General features: G+C 64.1%; 15 protein-coding genes. 9 read left to right on the top strand and 6 right to left on the bottom strand.

Going from position 1 to position 19,529, the window contains the following annotated elements; genetic code table 11:
* Positions 1–76: 76 nt before the first annotated feature.
* Positions 77–652 (top strand): hypothetical protein, encoded by a 576-nt coding sequence (locus ACTWPB_RS01445; RefSeq protein WP_446223955.1) that lies wholly within the window; start codon positions 77–79, stop codon positions 650–652.
* 140 nt (positions 653–792) lie between these two features.
* Here the strand turns inward: ACTWPB_RS01445 and ACTWPB_RS01440 are convergent, their stop codons facing one another.
* Complete coding sequence (locus tag ACTWPB_RS01440; RefSeq protein ID WP_446223954.1) at positions 793–1,590, bottom strand: ESX secretion-associated protein EspG; 798 nt, start codon at positions 1,588–1,590, stop codon at positions 793–795.
* The gene (locus ACTWPB_RS01435; protein WP_446226199.1) at positions 1,587–3,044 is read right to left on the bottom strand and encodes a hypothetical protein; all 1,458 of its coding nucleotides are present in this window, start codon (positions 3,042–3,044) and stop codon (positions 1,587–1,589) included. Before ACTWPB_RS01435 ends, ACTWPB_RS01440 begins: the two co-directional genes overlap by 4 nt.
* 583 nt (positions 3,045–3,627) lie before the next feature.
* Between ACTWPB_RS01435 and ACTWPB_RS01430 the strand changes: the two genes are divergently transcribed.
* The 3 genes from ACTWPB_RS01430 (at position 3,628) to ACTWPB_RS01420 (ending at position 7,873) form a co-directional block, all read left to right on the top strand.
* A complete protein-coding gene (locus ACTWPB_RS01430; RefSeq protein ID WP_446223953.1) occupies positions 3,628–5,031 on the top strand; it encodes an IS1380 family transposase in 1,404 nt (467 codons plus the stop codon).
* Between the two features lie 180 nt (positions 5,032–5,211).
* Positions 5,212–5,481, top strand: a complete 270-nt coding sequence (locus tag ACTWPB_RS01425; RefSeq protein WP_446223952.1) for a hypothetical protein — start codon at positions 5,212–5,214, stop codon at positions 5,479–5,481.
* 4 nt (positions 5,482–5,485) lie between these two features.
* On the top strand, positions 5,486–7,873 hold the full coding sequence (locus tag ACTWPB_RS01420) for a TPR repeat region-containing protein (protein WP_446223951.1): 2,388 nt from the start codon (positions 5,486–5,488) through the stop codon (positions 7,871–7,873).
* Positions 7,874–8,670: 797 nt separating this feature from the next.
* Here ACTWPB_RS01420 and ACTWPB_RS01415 read toward each other — a convergent pair.
* On the bottom strand, positions 8,671–9,255 hold the full coding sequence (locus ACTWPB_RS01415) for a DUF3558 family protein (protein ID WP_446226198.1): 585 nt from the start codon (positions 9,253–9,255) through the stop codon (positions 8,671–8,673).
* Positions 9,256–9,257: 2 nt separating this feature from the next.
* Positions 9,258–9,653, bottom strand: coding sequence for a hypothetical protein (locus tag ACTWPB_RS01410; protein WP_446223950.1), 396 nt, complete (start codon positions 9,651–9,653; stop codon positions 9,258–9,260).
* A gap of 158 nt (positions 9,654–9,811) precedes the next feature.
* On the opposite strand from ACTWPB_RS01410, the gene ACTWPB_RS01405 reads away from it, so the two are divergent.
* A complete protein-coding gene (locus ACTWPB_RS01405) occupies positions 9,812–10,639 on the top strand; it encodes a MerR family transcriptional regulator (RefSeq protein ID WP_446223949.1) in 828 nt (275 codons plus the stop codon).
* Positions 10,639–10,989 (top strand): VOC family protein, encoded by a 351-nt coding sequence (locus ACTWPB_RS01400; RefSeq protein WP_446223948.1) that lies wholly within the window; start codon positions 10,639–10,641, stop codon positions 10,987–10,989. The genes ACTWPB_RS01405 and ACTWPB_RS01400 overlap by 1 nt, the downstream gene beginning before the upstream one ends.
* Before the next feature lie 20 nt (positions 10,990–11,009).
* Here ACTWPB_RS01400 and ACTWPB_RS01395 read toward each other — a convergent pair whose 3' ends face one another.
* Positions 11,010–11,444: an SRPBCC family protein gene (locus tag ACTWPB_RS01395; protein WP_446223947.1), complete on the bottom strand. Its 435-nt coding sequence runs from the start codon at positions 11,442–11,444 to the stop codon at positions 11,010–11,012.
* Positions 11,445–11,759: 315 nt separating this feature from the next.
* Between ACTWPB_RS01395 and ACTWPB_RS01390 the strand changes: the two genes are divergently transcribed.
* The 3 genes from ACTWPB_RS01390 (at position 11,760) to ACTWPB_RS01380 (ending at position 15,848) form a co-directional block, all read left to right on the top strand.
* Positions 11,760–12,908 carry an RNA-guided endonuclease InsQ/TnpB family protein gene (locus ACTWPB_RS01390; RefSeq protein ID WP_446223946.1) on the top strand — a complete coding sequence of 383 codons (1,149 nt, stop codon included), beginning with the start codon at positions 11,760–11,762 and terminating at the stop codon, positions 12,906–12,908.
* 184 nt (positions 12,909–13,092) lie between these two features.
* Positions 13,093–14,535, top strand: a complete 1,443-nt coding sequence (locus tag ACTWPB_RS01385; protein ID WP_446223945.1) for an FAD-binding oxidoreductase — start codon at positions 13,093–13,095, stop codon at positions 14,533–14,535.
* Positions 14,532–15,848, top strand: a complete 1,317-nt coding sequence (locus tag ACTWPB_RS01380) for a class I SAM-dependent methyltransferase (protein WP_446223944.1) — start codon at positions 14,532–14,534, stop codon at positions 15,846–15,848. The genes ACTWPB_RS01385 and ACTWPB_RS01380 overlap by 4 nt, the downstream gene beginning before the upstream one ends.
* Positions 15,849–15,882: 34 nt before the next feature.
* Here the strand turns inward: ACTWPB_RS01380 and ACTWPB_RS01375 are convergent, their stop codons facing one another.
* Positions 15,883–19,422: a protein kinase domain-containing protein gene (locus ACTWPB_RS01375; RefSeq protein WP_446223943.1), complete on the bottom strand. Its 3,540-nt coding sequence runs from the start codon at positions 19,420–19,422 to the stop codon at positions 15,883–15,885.
* Positions 19,423–19,529: the final 107 nt, after the last annotated feature.

Here is a 19,529-nt window from a genome sequence, read left to right as displayed (position 1 = left end):
ACGATGGCTCCGCCGGGGATTCGAGCATACGATCAGGCAAGGTCTGGCAATGACTCAGCAATCTCTAGGAGATCAGATGAATGCTTCCCGTGTGCGCCTGGCGTCGGTTTCGGCCGTGCTCGCCCCTGTCGCTAGCCTGCTACTTCTCTCTCCCGCCGCCGTATCAGCCGATTCGGGGGCCGCGATCAACGACTACGGCAACGGCTGCGTACTCGATCCAGGCAATCGCGCGGCGACCATCGATTCGTTGCGTCTGCGCTGCAGCGTCACCCAGCAGGACCAGATCTACCGTGACGCGCAGGCGGGGGCGGTGGCAACGGGCCTCACCAACGGCTGGTTGACGCGCCCGCCGCAGCTCGAAGCGGCCGGACCGGCGCTGTGGATCGGCAAGGTGTTCCGCACCGGGCCGGACGGCGGCTCACTGACCAATCGGATCACCGGCGCCGGAATCGAGGCCTTCCCCGCCGATGTCTATCGAGCGCCGTCGATCCTCGACGGTGCCCCCACCTGGGCGCTGAACTACGCGCCGTCACCCACACCGCAGGTCTACGACGAGATCCGCGAGGTAACCCCGGGGGTCTGGTTCGGCTATTCGTGGTGGCGTGAGGGCGCTTGGCCGCTGATCGCCGCCTTCGTCTTGGCCCCCGCCTGATCAGGTCTTGACCGTTACCAGACAGTGAGTGTTGGTAAAAACCCATGTCAGGAATCCGACATTGAAGCTGTGCGGTTACTTCGGGTACGCGAGGCTCCTCAAATTGGACCTTCTTGAAGGGTTTGCGCGGCCTCGGCAATCTAGATGCCGGGAGCCCATCCGACCTCGGACCCGTGTACTGCCTTGAACTGAATCGCCTTCTTCCGGAGCATCCTGATGAGAACCTCCGGAGAGGCCGGTGTCACGATGGCGTCCGATTCCGTCACTTCGATCAAGTACCGACCGGCGGCGAACCCCCTGGCGATGTCGATCCAGCTGACGTAGGCGGGCTGCACCGGTCGCCCGCTTCGAAGACCTGACTCGATGACAACCTGACCCTCCGCAGATCTACGCAGGCGCAACAGCTTTCGGATGCGCTCATCTTCGGGGAGCCGTCCATCGTTCGATTGCATCCACGTAGTGACGTTTTCGTCGCCGCGGACGCGGGGGGTGTAGCCGTGCATGGCTCCCGCACCGCCGGGAGGAGCGGGCGGGAGGGTGGCGGCGAAGTATGTCAGCGCGTCATCCGGGCGGCATGCTGTCAACCTGAACACCCGTCCGTCAGCGGCAGCTGGTCGCTGAAATAGCACGGCCCCTGCTGTTTCCGTCAGCGCGACATGGGAGCGCAGAACCTGACCACTTTCGGTCAGTGTTCCGTACCCGCATACTCGAACTGTTGAAGTGGCCAGGGTGTGTAGTGCCACCCGCAGTGATGCCTCGAGCCCATTTTCGTACTTGCGCACGAGTCCCGATGTCACGAGCGCGTATTCATCCTGATCGCGTGGTGTCTCGACCACCTGCATCGGATCGGGATACTCGTATTCGTCGAACTCGGTCTGGGTCTTCCATAGCCACGCGAACTCGTCAGGACCCAGGTCCCAAGAAGGAGGTTTGGTCACGTAGTGGTCCCATCGGACGCAGGAGAGGTTTCAGCCGGAGTGGATTCATTTGGTGCCCAACCATATTCAGCGAAGAGGTCATCCAGCATGGGCGCCTCGCCAGTCACCGCAGATGTCGATGGTTGCGTATCCGACGTCTCGGAGGCTTCGGCCGTGGACGTGGCTGCACCGCTTGCCGATGTAGCCAACGTGGGTACATCGCTCGCGGGGGAAGCGGGCGAGGACGCGGCGTTCGACGAGGCAGTTGCAGCTGCGGTGGTTCCACTGTTGGGCGTACCAGGAAGATCAGACCCGGCCGACGACGACTCCACAACCGGGGTAGGCACCGGGCGAGGGCGGGCGAGGGGAACGTCACGGGCTTCGCCGAGCTCCGGATTTTCCCCGAGGACGCCGGAATTTGCGGAGATACCCGACAGCCAGTCGGATTGGATGCCACGCAAGTAGTCGGGTGCGTACTTTTCCGCGTCGCCGTCTCCGCCGCCACCACGACGCCCGGCACCCGCGCCAGGCCCGCCCATCGGGTGACCAGCTGTTCTGCCAGCCGTACTCGCACCAGGAGATCCAGCTCCGCCTGCCGGGCCCGAGCGGCCAGAGTTCGGGGTACCCGCGATTGGCGCTGCACCAGTGCCGCCAGGGGTTCTCGGCGAGCCAGTCGTGAGCCCACCTCCTGGGGTGCCAGCGCCCCCGGCACCACCTCCGGATGGGCTCCCACCTGTGCCGACCGGGTTTCCCCCTGTCCGCGCTCCAGCTTCTTGACCGGCTGTCGGTGCTGCCGTGGACGCAGCAGCGGTCTCGGACCCGGACTCAGAGCCTGCCGAGCCGGTCTCCTCGCCCTGCGAGGCAGCCGCTGATCCGTTGCCGGACGGATCGCCAGTTGTCGGAGTGCCCTGCACTCCAACTTCTCCAGTCGCGGGATCGCCGGTAGCGGACCCGCTCGGCGAGGATGCCGGAGCGCCACTCGACGGTCCAGATGTCCCACCGGCTCCGTTGTCGCCGATAGACGCCACTGTCGTGTACGACGGCACGCCGTTTCCAGTGGGCGGGTAGTTCGGGGTGTAGACATTGTTCATCGCGGCTACCGCTGCAAGGCGAGCCTGTTCGGCGGCCTTTCGGTGTTGCGTCATGTACTCCGGACTCACCAGACCCGGTAGGACGGACTGGAGAGGATCGTCGGGATCGATCGTTCCCATCACCGCCACAGGTGGCGGAACGGCCGCCCGAGTAGCTTCGGCCGCCGCCACAACCGTGCCCATGCGGTCCGCCATCGTTCCGAAGACTTGGGCGATCTGGTTGGCGGCCTGCGCGTGCCGAAGTGCTGCGGCCAGGCCCGCGTCACCACTATTTCCGTCCCATTTGCCCTCGCCGAAGATGCGATTGAGGGCGAGTGTGGTGAACGAGGAAAGGTTCGCGAGCTCGGAAAACCCATCGTGCCAGGCTTGCCGCAGCGTCGACATACCGGTGACGTTCATGCCCGACCTACCGTTGACCGAGTCGTAGATCTTCTGGTGTTCCCAGTTATCGAAGAAATCCAGCGCTCCCTGGACGAAATCCGGATCGGTACCGGCCCCGAGGTCGGCGAGGGCCTGGTCGCTACGGCTGGTGCGGCCTATCGCCTGTTCGAGCGCTTGTTTCGCGTTCAACAACTGTGTGAGCTGCGCCGGTCCGATGGTTCCGAGTCCAGGGATCGGACTGACATCCAATCCGGCGGTTGGATCTTCTTCGCCTGACATCGACTATGCCCTCCCCAAGGTCCCGACCGGTGCAGTCGGAGTCGACATAGGCTACCGCGCGCCACTCAGTACCCCTGTCCCTTCGTCAGTGCCGATAACGTCGAACCCCGGTCGCTGTTAGAGTTGCCGCGTTCATGCGCCGGATCTACTCGCCACTGACCTGGGGGTTTTCATGGGGACGCTAAGCCTGAATCCACCGACGTAGTGGGGAATCGAAGGGCTGGTGAATTGGCGAAAGTGTCCTCTGACCTGGAAAGATTGGTGTTCTCGACGCAACAATCAGATCCAATTCAGAAAGACACTTTCAGTGCGATTGTTCCACACCTTCGCCGAGGACTCGGCACGCTTCGATGACGACAACCTGATCTCGGTGGCCGGGTTGGTACCGGTGATGGCATTGGCCGAGCAAACGGGCCTGACCAGCATGTTGGCCGATAAAGTCGCGATCGCTTCGCCGCGGATCAAGTCCGGTTCGGCCAATCCCGCGCCGAAACTGGTCACCCTGATCGCTGGGATGTGCGCTGGCGCGGACAGCATCGACGACATCGACCTGCTGCGCAGCGGCGGTGGCAAGAACCTGTTCGGCGGCGTGTATGCGCCCTCGACCGTGGGAACCTTGTTGCGGGAGTTCACCTTCGGGCACGGCAAGCAGTTGGAGTCGGTGCTGGGTACCCACCTGGTGGCGCTGGCCGGCCGGGTCGATCTGCTGCCCGGCGCCGCGGTGCGGTGCTTCGTCGATATCGACTCGTTGCTGCGTCCGGTCTATGGCCACCAGAAACAGGGCGCGTCCTACGGACACACCAAGATCGCGGGTAAACAGGTTCTCCGCAAAGGGCTTTCGCCTCTGGCTGCCACAACCAGCACAGACCTCGCCGCTCCGGTGATCGCCGGGATGCGGTTGCGGGCGGGCAAGACCGGTTCCGGCAAAGGGGCTGCGTCGATGGTCACCGCCGCGATCAACACCGCCCGCGCGGCCGGGGCCACCGGGCAGATCCTGGTGCGCGGCGACTCGGCTTACGGCAACCGCAAAGTGGTGCGTGCGGCGTTGCGCGCGGGCACGCAGTTCTCGCTTGTGATGACCCGCAATCGCGCGATCGATCGCGCGATCGGCGCGATCGCCGAGGACAGGTGGACGCCGGTGAACTATCCCGGCGCGGTCCGCGACCCCGATACCGGTGAGTGGATCTCTGATGCCGAGGTCGCCGAAATCGATTACACCGCTTTCGCTTCCACCAAGGACAGGGCCACCGCGCGGCTGATCGTGCGGCGGGTGAAAGACGCCCGTTACCCCGATGCGTTGTTCCCGGTCTGGCGGTATCACCCGTTCTTCACCAACTCCGGCGAAGCCACCGCCGAGGCCGACATCACCCACCGCAAACACGCCGTCATCGAGACCGTGTTCGCGGACTTGATCGACGGACCGCTGGCCCATATCCCGTCCGGGAAATTCGGGGCGAATTCTGCCTGGGTGCTTTGCGCGGCGATCGCGCACAATCTGCTGCGCGCTACCGGGGTCCTCGCTGGCGCACAACTGGGCATGGCTCGCGCGGCGACCTTGCGCCGCAAGATCGTCAACATTGCGGCCCGTCTGGCCCGCCCCCAGCGCCGACCGGTCCTGCACCTGCCCAGCCATTGGCCCTGGATCGATGCATGGCTCATGTTGTGGCACAACACGATCGGCTACTCACCCCCACCACCGGCCATCAACTGACCAACCCGGCCAACCGGCCCGAACCGAGATCCACGTGGAAAAGCTGGGCAGACCAGCGGCTACTCCACACCCGAAACACGCTGGTCCACGCGCCTGCGGCGCGCGGACCAGCCCGACAACCGGGTCGGTGGATTCAGGCTAAGTGTTGATCTCGAAGTACTGGGAAAGCTGGGAGCGACTTTGCACGGCCTGGCCGCGCGCGCAGAGCAGGTAACGCCGAAGCGGCCCATGGGACCGGCGAGCAACCCGGCGCTGGCTTCTGTGGCCGCAGGCGAGCAGATCACCACCGACCTGGTCCGCAATACCTTGCTGCCAGCGGCTAAAGAACGTCTCGGGGAAACCGGTGATGTGATGGTCAACGTGGCCACCGAATACAAGAACAGCGACGACAGCCGTGCCGCCGCGATCGCTGCGACATACGGCGCGGCGACCGGCGAGTGGACGGCGTAACCGCATGGATCCGCGCACATGGGTCGCGACGGCCCAACCTGCCACGCTGCTCGAGCTCGGCGACGCCTGGATCGGCGTCGGGACTGAGCTCGAAGGCTTGTTCCAGGAATATCAAACGGCTGTCACCACAGTCGACGGCGCCTACTGGGAAGGCCAGACGGCCGATGCCGCGCAGGCCCGCGCTCAATCCGACTACAAGACGATGCAGCTGCTCGCCGACAAGCTGGAGGCGATCGGTAACCGGGCAAAGCAGGGCTACGAGGAAATCAACGCACCTCTGCTGCGAGCTCGTGGCGCGATCATGGAGGCCGAGCGGCGCACCTATCAGGTCTCCGACAAGCTCGCGCTGTCACTCGAGAAAGCGACCGACGAACAGGCCAAGGAGCTAACGAACCTGCAAACCGAGTTGAACGAGGCGGTACGCAGTGCGATGCAAGCCGACATCACTCTTCGTGACGCGCTGAACGTGGCCGGCGCCGAACTGCGCGTGGCATTCGTATCGGCGGCCGCGCTCGGCTCGCAACAAGCTCGTTCCGACGGTCAGCAGCTGGTCGACAACCCAGCGAGCTTGAGCCCGGAAGCCCAGCAGCGCCTCATCGAGGCAGGTCAGCTCACACCTGAACAGCTTGCGGCATTGCAGCGTGGTGACTCCTCGACGATCCCGGCCTCGCAGATGGAGTACCTCAACGAGCTGGGCCGGAGCATGGACGGCAAAAGCCCGAAGGAGATCGAGCAGATAGTGAGTAAGCTGCCGCCCGAGACTCAGAAGGCGATGGCCAACTCGTTCCAGATCATGTCGAACCAGAACATCAACGCTGGGCCCGTCTCTGCCAATGACAAGGAGCTTCCAAACTCTGGCAAGGGCGGTCTGGCCGTACTTCCGTCGAAAATGCAATCCTCGCTCACGAGAAGCGATCTCGTCACCAAGGAATCAAAATACTTCATCAATGAGCAGGTCAGCCTCAATGGCGTTGCAGATAACAAGGCGATCGCCAAGCTTGTCGGTGCCGGCGACCCCCAATATATGACCGGAACCGACGTCGATCGAAAACTCCTCGATGTCGGTTCGAGGTACTTGGCAGGATTAGAAGACTACAAAGATGACTCGCACGCCCAATTTGGTGGCACGCGTCTGCAGATCGACGGCGGTGCCGGCGACCCCTACGACATCGTAGGCGACTTTTTCACCACTGCTGGGCAAGACAAGGCAGCGGTCGAGGAGCTGCTGACGGGCAAAGACCTGGTGACGGGTGGTCTGCGTTCGACAGACGAAGTGCGGGAACAGCTTTTCGAGAACCTCACAACCCATTCGTGGACTGATAAAGGCGCGGCGCCCGCGACATTGTTCCAGTTCAACCCCGGTGACGCGACGATCGAAAATCGGAATGATCCAGCCGACGTACTCGCAGCGGAGCGTCACGGCAAGATCATGAGCTCGGCAGCGGAGTACCTGTCCGGTTCGGGCGATCCAGGCAAGCGCTGGGAACAGCTGACGAGCCTTGGCAGTGAGGGCACCAATACACTCGGCGAGCGCAATCCTGAACTCACGAGGGCGCTAGCTACTGGGCTTTCTCCGCATATCGAGACAATGTCGGGCGGCTTGTCGCCGAATACGGCAGGCTTCGATGTACCGCGCGTTCTCAACGACTCCGATGAAGTCACAACATGGCTGGACCCCGACGGCAACGGCTCTTATCGTGGATCTAGCAACATCTTTTCCATACTCAGCACCGACACCGAAGACGACGCTGATACCGGCAGAAAAAATTCGCAGGAAATATTGCTGGATGCTGCCGGTAATTCGATTGCAAGAAATATGCAGGAATACGCAACCGATCCGTCAGCTCCGGGCTCATCGTCCAAATTGGCCACAATTGGGCGTCTAGACGCCTTGGTCGTCAGCGGCCACAACGCTGCTGAGCAGGCTGTATCGTACGGCGATCACGGCGACGCCGTCGCCGCGCATGAAGGTAAGGCCAAGGCGATTGACCCATTGCAAACCCTTATTGAGGAAATTCCCCTCGGTGGGTATGTAGGGGCTGGCATCGAAGAGGTGAAACCATTCATGTTCGGTGACGGACCCAAGTTGGAAGAGCCTAAAACTGAGACGGCGCCGAATTTTGACAGAGTCAATCACGCCGTTCTAGCTCGAATGTCGATTTCGCCCGAGATGCAAGATCGATATGGTGACCTGTTCGATGGTGGTCAACTTCGGTCATGGGAGACTATAAGGACCTCGCCCAACGGAGACAATCTGGCCGCCCAGTCAGCAGAGTTGTTCGACGCGATGGATCGAGCGGAAGGGAACTCGACGGCCATGGAACGAGCATACCGTCAGATCCTAGAAGGTGCGCCGCAGGTGGAGAAACCTGAAGAAAAGAAGGAGGGCTAGACAGTCGTGCGCGTGGGAAGATCTCATCTAGTACCGATTTTTATATGCACGACTATCCTGATCGTGGGCGCAGCGGCATATATAGCGGACCGCAAACCTCCTCGTACGCAGCCTGAACCTACGTCTAATCACGTGTGGTCAGCAGGCGAAAAGATCGATCTGACTAGCCGCGGAGCCGAGCTGGTTCGCGCGACTATTGAATCTGCGATGATCGGAAGTTCTGCCGGGCTTCAATTTGCCTATCCTGGGTATAGGGAAGCGCGGGTCGATGCGGACCCGCAGAGTGATACCCGACATCGTAATGGGTCTGACCAGCAGTATCAGTCGTGGCGGGAGGGAAGTAAGGCTTCCCACTACGACTACCTTGCAAATATTTCGCATAGCGGTCGATTCATAGAAGCGAAGGTTTGCGAGTACTCTATTCCTGATCCCGCCACTCGAAATTTACCAAGACTCGCAGCCGGGTTCGCCGTATACAAGATCAGTCTGGAGAATCCGTCAGAGGCGGACCCCGGACAGGCGGGGAATTATGCCGATGCGGAGAGATCGGGCCGCAGGACGCCGGACTGGAATGTGTTCGGAAATTGGCGAATCACTAAACTTAATAGTACCGGAGAATCCGAAACGGAGCCCGATTGTCGAAACTGGTTCAAATCGCAAGTTCCGGGCTTGATAATCGGCGAGTATGTAGGTTTTTCAGGACTGCCCGTGAGGCTAGCTGACGGTTTTGAGATTGTTCGTGAGCCTGTCAAACCACAGTATCCAAAGTGGCTACGCCCCGATTGAACCGTCACTGATCATTCAGGGAGTGCGGCCTCGATGATCTCAGCCGTCCTTTGCATTTGTTCGCAGGCATTCCATTCAGTTTGCCCCACGCTGCTGACATCGATTGATAGCGCCGAATCTGGTCCGTCCATCGTCATTGCGCACGACCCCATACCTTCGCCCCGATACGAGATTCCGGCGTGCGAACCGACCCGAACATCGTTTACGGTTGTTCGTTCGGCTTCCTTCTCGCGTACTTCGGATACTGAAATGTTCGTGGAAAGTATGGTCAAATGCGCGACCGCGAGTTGCTGCTTTCGTACAGGCTCGATCCTTTCGAACGTACAGCCAATAAATGCCCATCCATCGTGTACTTGGTCGATGCGTTTCCTAGTCTCGGGACTGTATCCTGCCTCTGAGACCGTTTTATCGGACACCTCAAAGCATGGATCGAATTTTACCGGTGACCGCTTATTTGGCGGCTGGCTAGGTGCTTGGCTGACGGTGACCAACAAGTCGCTACGCGGCGTGGTTAGCTCGAGATTCGAGGGGGGCTCCGCACTTGATCCGCAGCTTGCAACCAGGAAGGTCAATCCGCAGAGCGTGTACTTACTCATCCTCACGCGGGGCCTCCCGGCAAGGACGCCTCGGCTACGCGAATTCTCGCGCTGTTTACCATGTCTGCATCCTCGAGTCGGCCACCAGCACATAGGAATGCCTCTTGGAGTCGCACAGCTCCGTCGACGAGCTTGTCGATGACCGCGATTCCATCGGTTGCCTTGTCGGAGAATCCTTTCGCGAGCGCATCGGCGGTCGGAATATCCCCGAACCCGGACGACTTCGAAGCGGTCTGGAGATGCACGCGAACCGCCTGAAGTCCGGCGATCATTCGGTCGTACAACGCCACCAGCTCGTCGACTGCATGCGGATCGAAGTTCAGCGTGCCCGCAGCCCGTGCCGCAGCGGTCAACGCCGCAGTCTGCGCTTGCCCGTAGTCGAGTTCGATGCCAGCCATGCCCCGCCCCTCGTAGGATGTCGATCGGCAGTTTACCGGAGATGAGTCTCTAGCCGGTAGACGATCTGTTCGGCCAGGGCCGGTGAGACCGGGCCGCGTGCGGTGTCCGCCGAGCCATTCTTGACCCTCCCCCCGCTGGAGGGTGTTCTCTGGACTCCATGACAGCAACCGTGGCGATCGGCGAGTTCGCCCGCCTCACCCTTCTGAGCGTCAAGACGCTGCGGTACTACCACGAGATCGAGCTACTCGAGCCTGCCTCGGTGGACGTCGGCACCGGCTATCGCCGATATTCCACCGACCAGGTGGAGCGAGCTCATCTGATCCGGCGGCTGCGCGATCTGGACATGCCGCTCCCCGAGATTCGCACCGTGCTCGCCGCGGCCGATCCCGCCGAGCGCGACGCCGCGCTGCGGGCGCATCTGCTCAGGATGGAGGCGGCGCTGGATCGCACCCGCGAGGTGGTGGTCTCGCTGCGCGCCCTGCTCACCGCACCCCCACCACCGATCGAGGTCGACTATCGGACAGAGCCCGCTTTCACGGCGCTCACGTTCACCGACCAGGTCGAGCGCACTGCCATCGCCGACTGGTGTGGCATCGCGTTCGAGCAGTTGTACACGACCCTGATCGAGTCCGGCATCGCCCCGGGAGGTGTTGCGGGAGCGACCTATTCGAACGAGTTCTTCACCGACGACAACGGCGCCGTCACCGCGTTCGTGCCGCTACCGCCCGGCGCGGAGTTCGTCCCCACCGGTGGCTTCGCCGTTGTCGAATTCCCCGGCCGCCACTTCGCCGTTGCCGTTCACGACGGCCCGTTCGAAGACTTCGACCGCACCTATGGCGCACTCGGCAGCCACGTTGCCGAGCACGGCGCCGCACTGCCCGACGAACCGGTCCGCGAGCGCTATCTCGTGGGACCCGACACCACCGATAACCCGGCCGACTACCGCACCGAGGTGTGCTGGCCGATCACCGAAGGAGAAATCTGATGACCATCGCCCTGGCCAACATCACCATGGACTGTCACAACGCCACCGCCCAGGCCGAGTTCTACGCACAGCTGCTCGACGTGCCCGTCGACCCGGAGGCGTCGCAGTTCTTCGCCACTGTCGGCAAGTCCGCCGGTTTCGCCCCGACCCTGATGTTCATTCAGGTCCCCGACAAGACTCCCGGCAAGAATGTGGTCCATCTGGATTTCCACACAGCCGAATGGGCCGACTACATCGAACGCGCGATCAGCCTGGGCGGCAAGCACATCGGCGACTTCGATGAATACGGCATGCAGTGGACCACCCTCGCCGACCCCGAAGGAAACCTCTTCGACATCGGCAAGGACTGATCAACTCCCGCGAACGGAGTTCAGGCCAGTTCGCGCGCGAGGTTGCCGAGAACCTCGGCCTGGATCTTCTTCAGGCCGAGCGGGGCGAAGATGCCCTCGAAGATGCCCGAGATGCCGCCCGCGCCCTGCCAGGTGGTCTCGATGGTGACCTTCGAGCCGGTGCCGTCGGGGGTGACGGTCCAGGTGTTGACCATGGTGGAGTTGGCGTCGCGTTCGGTGAGCACCGAATCCACGACAGTCACGGTCGCGCGCACGTTGCGTGAGCGCTTTTCGGTGGCCTGCAGGGTCCACTCCACCACAGTGCCCGCGCCGTTGCCGCCTTCGACAACCTTGTAGTCGCGGTAGTGCGAGGAGAGAATGCGCGGCCGAATCGTCTCGTAATCGCCGATCGCTGCGAACGTGCGCTGCGGATCCGCGGCGACGACGACCGAACTGCTGGCGCTGACCTGTCCCACATTTGCTCCTTTGCTGGGGGTATGGCGATATCTCGACCGGGTTACATCCTGCCCTGTCCCCCACCGCTTCACCCGACAAGGTCGGGGCGGTGCGGGAGCAGTCAACGCTGCGGTCTGCGCTTGTCCGTAGTTCGATGCCAGCCATGTGCCCGCCCCTCATTGGATGTCGATCGGCAGTTCGACCCGAGATCAGACCGCCGATGCGGTCAGAGTCCTGGCCAGGTTGAGCACCCAGGTTCACGTCGTGACGGGGTGAAGCATGCCCTTCAGTGAAAGCGCGTCAAGTGTGTCGGTGGGTCGCGGTAGCCTCGATTCGTGCAGCTCCGATACAACTTTCGTGTCTACCCGACACCTGGCCAGTCGACCGCGCTGGCCCGGGCGTTCGGGTGCGCGCGAGTGGTATTCAACGACGGGCTTGCCGCCCGTCGAGCCGCACGAGCAGCGGGCTTGCCCTATATCAAGGACTCAGCCCTGCAAACCCAGGTGATCACGACCGCGAAGACCACACCTGAGCGGGCGTGGTTGAGCGAGGTGTCCTCCGTGGTGTTGGTGCAAGCCCTTGCCGACTTGCACTCCGCCTACCGCAACTTCTTCGCCTCGGTTACCGGCACACGCAAGGGACCCAAACTCGCCCGGCCGAAGTTCCGGTCGCGCAAGGACAACCGGCAGTCGATCCGGTTCACCCGCAACGGATTCAGCCTCCGACCCAACGGCCGGTTGTACGTGGCCAAGATCGGCGAACTCATGGTCGCGTGGTCGCGGGAACTGCCGTCAGTTCCATCCTCGGTCACGATCACCAAAGACAGCGCAGGCCGGTACTTTGCTTCGTTCGTCATCGTGGTGACCGACGAGCTGTTGCCGCAGACGGGCACCGAGGTGGGTATCGACCTGGGTTTGGCGACGTTCGCGGTGCTCTCGGACGGCAAAACGATCGCCTCGCCGCGATTCCTGCGGCAGGCCGAACGCCGGTTACGCAAGGCCCAGCAATCGCTGTCGCGCAAGGACAAAGGCAGCAAGAACCGAGACAAGGCACGCACCCGGGTCGCTCGCGCGCATGCGAGAGTGGCAGATACGCGCCGGGATTGGGCGCATAAGCACTCGACGACGATCATCCGCGACAACCAAGCGGTGTTCATCGAGAACTTGAGCATCAAAGGTCTCGCGCGGACTCGATTGGCGAAATCGGTACATGATGCCGGGTGGGGCATGTTCACGTGCATGTTGGAACAGAAAGCAGCCCAGTACGGGCGGTACTTCGCCAAGGTCGATCGTTGGTTCCCCTCGACGCGGATGTGTTCGGTGTGCGGGGTGGTCAGCGACAAGAAGCCGTTGCATGTGCGTGAGTGGATCTGCAAGTGCGGAACCATCCACGACCGCGATCTGAACGCGGCACGAAACATTCTCGCGGCCGGGCAGGCCGAGAGGTTAAACGCTTGCGGAGGGGCTGTCAGTCTTCCCGTCTAGCGGAAGCGAGCCCCGGTGAAACAGGAACCCACCGAGAGCGGCCGACTGTCGCTGGTAGGAATCCCGGCCGTTCACAGCCGGGAGGATGTCAACTGTCCCACTGTTGACACGCAACATTTTCTCGCGGCGCGCAAGTATCCGGTGGCCGGACCGTCATGGTCGTACTAGCGTCAAAGGGGTGGCAGTGAGTCTTTTGGGTAGGGCTGGTCACGAACCGGCCACACACGAGTCCGGATATGCCGCGCATCGAGCGGGCGTGGAGCGACTGCTGGAGAGCTATCGCGCCATCCCACCCGGTGCCGTCGTCCGGCTGTCGAAGAAGACATCGAACTTGTTCCGGGCCAGGGCGGCACCCACCGCGCCCGGTCTCGACGTGTCCGGCCTCGGGCAGGTGATCGCGGTAGACCCGCAAGCCCGCACGGCCGACGTCGCCGGCATGACCACCTATGCGGACCTGGTGGCGGCCACCCTCCCCTACGGGCTGGCGCCGCTGGTGGTGCCCCAGCTCAAGACCATCACCCTGGGCGGCGCGGTGACCGGTCTCGGCATCGAATCGACCTCGTTCCGCAACGGTCTACCCCACGAATCCGTGCTGGAAATGGACATTTTGACCGGCTCCGGCGAGATCGTCACGGCGACACCGACCGGCGAGCACGCCGGCCTGTTCCACGGTTTCCCCAACTCCTACGGCACGCTCGGATACTCCGTCCGGCTGAAGATCGAGCTCGAACCCGTGCTGCCGTTCGTGGAATTGCGGCATGTGCGCTTCCACGACCTGCGCGAATTGGAAGCCGAACTCGATCGGATCGTCGTCGAACGGCGTTTCGAGAACGAGGATGTCGACTACCTCGACGGCGTGGTGTTCAGCGCGAACGAGAGTTACCTGACCCTCGGTCGCAAGACCGATGAGCCGGGCCCGGTCAGCGACTACACCGGCATGGACATCTTCTACCGCTCCCTGCAGCACACCGATGGCGTGAAACGGGACCGGCTGACCATCCACGACTACCTGTGGCGCTGGGACACCGACTGGTTCTGGTGCTCGCGCGCGTTCGGCGCCCAGAACCCGAAGATCCGCAGGCTCTGGCCGAAGTCGCGGCGCCGCAGCAGTTTCTACTGGAAACTGGTCGCGCTCGACCGCAAGTACCACATCGATGACCGCAGGCAGGCCCGCAAGGGCAACCTCCCGCAGGAACGCGTCGTGCAGGACATCGAGGTGCCGGTGCAACACACCGCCGACTTCGTCGAATGGTTCCTGCGGGAAATACCCATCGAGCCGATCTGGTTGTGCCCATTGCGCTTGCGTGCGCTCGACGACGCGCCGGCCACGGACGGTGCCCGTCCGTGGCCGCTGTATCCGCTCGAGCCACAGCGCACCTACGTCAATGCCGGATTCTGGTCGGCGGTGCCGACCGAGCGAGGTCAACCGGAAGGGGCGGCCAACCGCGCCATCGAGAAGATCGTGTCCGCGTTCGACGGACACAAGTCGCTCTACTCGGACTCCTACTACGACGAGGCCGAGTTCGCCGAGCTCTACGGCGGCGACACCTATACCGAACTGAAGACCCGTTACGACCCGGACCAACGACTGCTGAATCTGTATTCGAAGGCGGTGCAACGTAAGTGACGACATTCAAGGACCGATCCGAGGTATTGGCAGAGCTGGGGACCCGGCTCAACATCGCCGAGGTCGTCGAGAGCCTCGTAGACGGCGACATCCCCGTCCGCCTGACCGCCTACGACGGTAGCGCGACCGGCCCGGCGGACGCGCCCTACACCCTCGAGATCAAGACCCCGCGCGGCATCAACTACCTGGCAGGCGCCCCCGGCGACCTCGGCATGGCGCGCGCCTACATCGCCGGTGACATGACCGCCGAGGGCGTGCACCCCGGTGACCCGTACGACATCTTGAAAGCCATGCAGGACATGAAGTTCCATCGTCCTTCGGCACTGTCGCTGGTCACCATCGCCCGCTCGCTGGGCTGGGAGCGGCTCAAGCCGATCGCACCCCCGCCGCAGGAGACGCTGCCGCGGTGGCGCCGGATCGCGCTGGAAGGCTTGCGCCACTCCAAGACTCGCGACGCGGAGGCGATCCACCACCACTACGACGTCTCCAACAAATTCTACGAGTACGTCCTCGGCCCGTCGATGACCTACACCTGCGCGGTGTACGGCGATGAGAACTCGACGCTCGAACAGGCGCAGGAGAACAAGTACCGCCTGATCTTCGAGAAGCTGCGGCTGCAGGAAGGCGACCGGCTGCTCGACATCGGCTGCGGCTGGGGCGGCATGGTTCGCTACGCCGCACGCCGCGGCGTGCGGGTGATCGGGGCGACGTTGTCGGCCGAACAGGCCGCCTGGGCTCAGCAGAAGATCGCCGAGGAAGGTCTCAGCGAGCTCGCCGAGGTCAGGCACAGCGACTACCGCGACATCCCCGAGGGCGAATTCGACGCCGTCTCCTCGATCGGCCTCACCGAGCACATCGGCGTGCACAACTACCCGTTCTACTTCGGCTACATCAAGGACAAGCTGCGGGTGGGCGGGCTGTTCCTCAATCACTGCATCACCCGCCACGACAACTCCCGCACCACCAAGGCGGGCGACTTCATCGACCGCTATGTCTTCCCCGACGGGGAGCTGATCGGGTCCGGCCGCATCATCTCCGATATCCAGAACGTCGGCCTCGAAGTGCTGCACGAGGAGAACCTGCGCGAGCACTACGCGCTGACGCTGCACGAATGGTGCAAGAACCTGGTCACCAACTGGGACGCGGCCGTCGCCGAGGTCGGCGAGGGCACCGCGAAGGTGTGGGGACTGTATATGGCAGGCTGTCGACTCGGCTTCCAGCGCAACGTGATCCAGCTGCACCACGTGCTCGGCGTGAAGCTCGATTCGGACGGCAGCTGGGATGTCCCGTTGCGCCCCTGGTGGCAGCCGTAGATCGCTGAACGCGGCCCGGGGCACCCGGGCCGCGTCAGGCGAGTAGTTCGTCGAGGAAGTGACCGGGCAGCTCGCGCAGGATCGGATGCTCCCGCCCGTCATGGGATTGCGTGCGCAACACGTGCAGCAGGCCGACCACGCCCGGCCCCGCGTCCAGCAGCGGTCTGGTCCAGCCCAGTTCGGCGCAGGTGCGCAGGACCGGCAGCACCAGCCCGGTCGCTTCCCCGACCCAGCCCGCCGACGCGAGGCACTCCGCGAGCAGCAGGGTCGCGTCCAATTCCGCGCGGGGACGGCCTTGGTCGAGCGTTTTCGCGTAGATCACCCTGGCGTGGCGGGCGGCGCGATCGTCGGCCCGCAGCCGCTGTTCGGCCAGCAGGATGCGGATATCGGCGATGGCGCGTGCCTCGGCGATCAGCGCCCCGGCGCCCTTCTTGCGGCGCGCACCGTTTCCGGAGGTGTCGGGGACGAAGCTGTCCTCGCCGGTGGGGAATCCGAGCCTGGACCGCTCCGCCCGCACATGGGCATCCAGGCGGGCCAATCCGTTCTCCGCGGCCACTCGCGCGCCTTCGTCCAGGCGCGCCGAGGCCGTGTACTGGTCGCCGAGCGCGGCCTTCACCCTGGCCCCGATCACGAAGGTCGCGATCAGGAAGTCGACCGGACCGACCCGGGTGACCAGCTCGTGGCTCTCGTCGAGCAGCCGATCGGCCAGTGCCAGATCACCACGGCGATAAGCTAATTCGCCGAGCAGGGCGGCCGCGATCCGTGCGGCGTCCGAGCGCGGCCCGGCCTTGGTCCGCGCAGTCTCGTACGCCTGCTCGAACGAAGCGGTGGCAGCGGCGATCTCGAGTTGCTCGTAGGCGGCGTCGCCCCGCGCGCACAGGCCGAAGACCGGGCCGAGCGGGTCCTTCGACTGTGCGTGATAGCCGGCGGCCCAATCCTGCAGCTCGGTCACCGCGTCGAAGTCGAATTCGCACAGCCGAACGAACGACATCAGATTGGCGGCGGTCGACACCGTCCAGGCGGGCAGGTCGCCGGGTTCTTCCAGGATCGCGGCCAGGCTGTCGGCCACCTCGGCGGTGTCATCGTGGGCCACCCGGTCGGCGGCGCCCAGCACCGTCGCCACGCAGCGCTGTTCGGTCAGTTCCGGCGCACCGGGCGCACTGCGAGCCAGCAGGTTCGACAGCCTGCCGAGCGCGCTGCGGGCCGTCCCCGTCTGCTGCATGTTCATATTCGCCCTGGCCACGGCCATCAACAGCTTCGACCGTGAGGTCACCTGCTGCACAGGCAGTTTCGAGACAGTGCCGAGCAGGGTGGCGAGCCGGGAACCGTCGATCAGGTCCATGCCGCCGCTTTCGAGCAGGTCGGCGGCGAGTTTGAGATCGGTCGCCGCCAGTGCGTGATCCACCGACTTACGCAGCAGTTGATGCTCGGCGTACCAGCGAGCGGCCTTGCGGTGCAGCGATTTCGAACGTCCGGGATGTTCGCGGTCGAGCCGGGCGCGCAGGTGCTCGGCGAACAGCGGTTGCATGCGGTACCACTCCGGATCGTGCTGGATCCGATGGAGGAACAGCTCACGCTGCTCGGCCTGCGCCAGCATCGCGGCGCCATCGGCGACGTCGGCGAGCACCCCGGCCAGCGAACCGTTCACCCGCTCGACCACCGAGATCGCCATCAGGAACTCCAGTTGCTCCGGCGCCAGCGCGTCGAGCACGTTCTCGGCCAGATACTCCCGCATCCCGTGCCCGCCCTCGGCGAGCGAGGCGAGCAACTGGGTCGGGTCGGCTTTACTCCGCAGCGTCAGGCTCACCAGCTGGATCGCGGCGGGCCAGCCGTCGGTCGCGACGTGGATCTGCTCGACCTGCTCGTCGGTGAGCGCGAAACCGTTGCGTTCCACCAGGCTCTGGCGGGTCTCCGATTCGGTGAGCCGCAACGCGGCGGCGTCCAGTTCGACCAGTTCGTCGCGCACCCGCAACCTGCTGATCGGCAGGCCGGACTGATCGCGGCTGGTGATGACGAACCGCACGTGGTGGCAGCCGTTGTCGAGCAGGGTCGCCATCGCCCGTTGCACGCCGGGGTCGCGCACGCGGTGCCAGTCGTCCACCACGACGACCACCGGTTGCCCGCTCGCGTGGATCTCATCGATCAGGGTGGCGATCACATAGGCGCCCGCGTCGGCGGGCCGCTCCTCCAGCACCTGCTCGAGCCCCGCGCCGACATCGGGGCGCACCCGGCGGATGGCCTGGATGAGATGGGCGAGGAACCAGATCTCGCTGTCGTCGTCCTGATCGACACCCAGCCAGGCCACCGGAATATCGCGCGTGGCCAGATCCGCGCGCCACTGCGTGGCGACGGTGCTCTTGCCGAAACCGGCGGGCGCGTGGATCAGGGCGAGTCGGCGCTGGCCGCCCTCGCGCAGCACATCGAGCAGCCGCTGGCGGGGGAAAGGTTCGCGAGCAGGCGTCGGCGGGCGGAACTTGGTGGCCGCGGTCGGTGGGAAGGTACCGGTCGAACTACTCGGCATGGGCACCGAGGCGCCCGCGGGCTGCAGGGTCAGGGGCCAGCTGCGACGGCCGGTGACGGATTTCAGGGCCTCCGGTGTGTCGGCGGTCGTCTCCTCGGCGCCGAGCAGTGCCATTTCGTCGGGCATCTGGCCGTGGGCGAGCTGGACCTCACGCAGCATTTCGCCGAATTCGTGGGCTGAGCCCGGACGATCGGCCGGCTCGGGGGACATGGCGCGTTCGATCACCGAGGCCACGTCGCCGGGGATGTCCTGGGCGCGCAGGTCGGGGACGTTCTGGGTAGTGATGCGCAGGAACTGGGCGACCACCTTCTCGCCCGCCTGGCGCTCGAATGCGGCGTGGCCGGTCAGCAGGGCGAACAGGGTCGCGCCGAGGCCATAGATATCAGACTGAACGGTCGGTTCATTGCCCTTGAGTACTTCCGGCGCGGTGAACGCGGGCGAGCCGGTGATCAGGCTGCTCGACGTCTGGAACCCGCCGGGGATCCGGGCGATGCCGAAGTCGGTGAGTTGCGGTTCCCCGTAGCCGCTGAGCAGCACGTTCGCCGGTTTCACATCCCGGTGCAGGATGCCCGCCCGATGCGCCGACTCGATCGCCGCGGCCAGCTTCACCCCCGCTCGCAAGGTATCCGACCAGGTCAGTGGGCCGCGATCGTGGATGAGGCGCTCGAGCGAGCCGCGCGAGCAGTACGGCATCACGATCAGTGGGAGTCCGGTCTCGGTCACATCGACCTGCAGGATGTCGACGATATTCGGGTGACCCGACAGCCTGCCCATCGCCTGTTCCTCGCGCAGGAACCGTTCCCGGCTCTCCACATCGATCTCCGAGGACAGCACCTTCACCGCGACCACGCGATCCAGCGCAGGCTGCAATGCCCGGTACACCACGCCGAATCCGCCGCGCCCTATCTCCTTGGCTCCCGTGAGCCCCATGGCATCGAGTTCGGCGATCACGGCCTCGTCGGGCAGCCCCGGCGCCGCCGACCGCTGCGTATTCGACCCGACCGGCGCCTCCTCCGACAGCCCGCGCTGCATACGCGTCTGCTCCGGATCCATGTGACCACCTCTCACCATCGGCGTCACCGGCGTTTCGGTCGGTATGCGGGGCCGTCACCGACATCACCGCACATATCCAAGCTAGCGCGATCCGGCGACTATCGGGT

This window comes from Nocardia sp. IBHARD005 (genome assembly GCF_052814245.1).
The sequence above is the reverse complement of the archived record's forward strand: the minus strand, read 5'-3'. Positions and strand labels throughout refer to the sequence as shown.

Coding starts and splice junctions, on each gene's coding strand:
- ACTWPB_RS01445 (WP_446223955.1), top strand. CDS start 77: ATGAATGCTTCCCGTGTGCGCCTGGCGTCGGTTTCGGCCGTGCTCGCC.
- ACTWPB_RS01435 (WP_446226199.1), bottom strand. CDS start 3,044: ATGTCGACGCTGCGGCAAGCCTGGCACGATGGGTTTTCCGAGCTCGCG.
- ACTWPB_RS01420 (WP_446223951.1), top strand. CDS start 5,486: ATGGATCCGCGCACATGGGTCGCGACGGCCCAACCTGCCACGCTGCTC.
- ACTWPB_RS01415 (WP_446226198.1), bottom strand. CDS start 9,255: ATGAGTAAGTACACGCTCTGCGGATTGACCTTCCTGGTTGCAAGCTGC.
- ACTWPB_RS01410 (WP_446223950.1), bottom strand. CDS start 9,653: ATGGCTGGCATCGAACTCGACTACGGGCAAGCGCAGACTGCGGCGTTG.
- ACTWPB_RS01405 (WP_446223949.1), top strand. CDS start 9,812: ATGACAGCAACCGTGGCGATCGGCGAGTTCGCCCGCCTCACCCTTCTG.
- ACTWPB_RS01400 (WP_446223948.1), top strand. CDS start 10,639: ATGACCATCGCCCTGGCCAACATCACCATGGACTGTCACAACGCCACC.
- ACTWPB_RS01375 (WP_446223943.1), bottom strand. CDS start 19,422: ATGGATCCGGAGCAGACGCGTATGCAGCGCGGGCTGTCGGAGGAGGCG.